Raw genomic sequence first — 1,361 nt, forward strand, 5'->3', positions numbered from 1 at the left:
CATCTGCTCCATCGAGGAAGAAGCTTCCTCGGCGGAGGCAGCCTGCTCGGTGGCGCCCTGGCTGAGCTGCTCGGAGGTCGCCGCCATCTCCTGGCTGCCCGAGGCCACGTTACGCACCGCGCCGGTCACCTCGCCGACCACCTCGCGCAGCTTGGCGACCATGGCATTGAGAGAGGCGGCGAGGTCTCCCAATTCATCGCGGGAAGCGACAGCAGCTGTTGCCGTTAGGTCGCCGGCAGACACGGCACGAGAGAAATTCAAGGCAGCGGTCACGGCTCGTGCAATGGAAAGGATGAGAAAAGTGCCACCAACCAGCAGCAATACGAATGCTACGAGACTAACCAGGAGCAGCTTGGCAACGGCCTCAGTGGTGGTCTGTTGGGTGGCGGCTTGGGTCGCAAGGATAACGGCCTCGATACGGTCGCTGACCGCCTCCATGGCATCTTCCAGCGTGTGGAAGTCATCGATAAAGCCGGGAAACAGCGCCTGTGCCGCCGCGATATCCGATTCTGCGCTTGCGATGAGGGTTTCAGCCTTGTCGATATAGGCAGCCAGCGGCGCCTCCACCTCGGCTAGGGCCCTGCGAATTTCCTCCGGCAGCTCAAGGGCTTGGTTGGCGGCGAGCTTCTCGTTGAAGGTGAATGCATGTTTATGAAAGCCTGACTTGACCTCGGAAAACCCGCTGCCGTCGGCGGCAGCCTTGAAGGCCGCGAGGACATCGGCACGCAGGGCATCATGCATCATGTCGGATTCAATATGGTTGCGCTGGGCTTGGGCGGCGACGGTAGCAACCTCCAGCGCCTGGCCCATGATGCGTATCCCCCATGCACCTGTCCCGGCGGCGAGAAGGACGGCAACGAGGGCGACGGTGAGAAGCCCCCCGATCTTGGCTTTCAATGTGAGCCTCATGTTTCCTCTGCTATTGAGAGCCGGGATTTGTCGATGTTCGACGTTCCGTCGGGGCCGCAGGCGATCCGTGATCCGTACCCAGTGCCATGCACCGAACGACCCCCCACCTCCCGAAGGCGGTGAGGGGTTTTCGTATCAAGAGGTTGCTGTATCAGGTAGGCCCTGTCAGGCGGTTTCGCTACGCCTGAACTCGGCGTCCCATGCATCGTTTTCTTCACGCATGTCGAAAGCGAAGCCACCATCGGCCGCTTCGCTTCTGGGCCGAGGCGCCTTCTTTGCCGCTGCCTGTGAAGCGGCGGGCAGCGACAGCGGCCGGGTACCGCGCGCGGGCAATGCCGCCCGCTGCGCTTGCTCGGCTTTCTCATCGAGGCGGAAGTAGGCGATCGCGGCCTGCAGCTGTTCGGCCTGGCTGGAGAGTTCCTCGGCGGTAGCCGACATCTCCTCGGCGGCGG

At 62.8% G+C, this 1,361-nt stretch carries 1 protein-coding gene and 1 pseudogene; both read right to left on the reverse strand.

What is annotated here, in order from left to right:
- A partial coding sequence (locus ACUY1T_RS21955) for a HAMP domain-containing protein (RefSeq protein ID WP_446025692.1) occupies positions 1–897 on the reverse strand: 897 nt, incomplete at its 3' end.
- Between the two features lie 177 nt (positions 898–1,074).
- Positions 1,075–1,361 (reverse strand): annotated as a pseudogene (locus ACUY1T_RS21960) (hypothetical protein); the annotation flags it as partial.

This window comes from Billgrantia sp. Q4P2 (genome assembly GCF_052806135.1).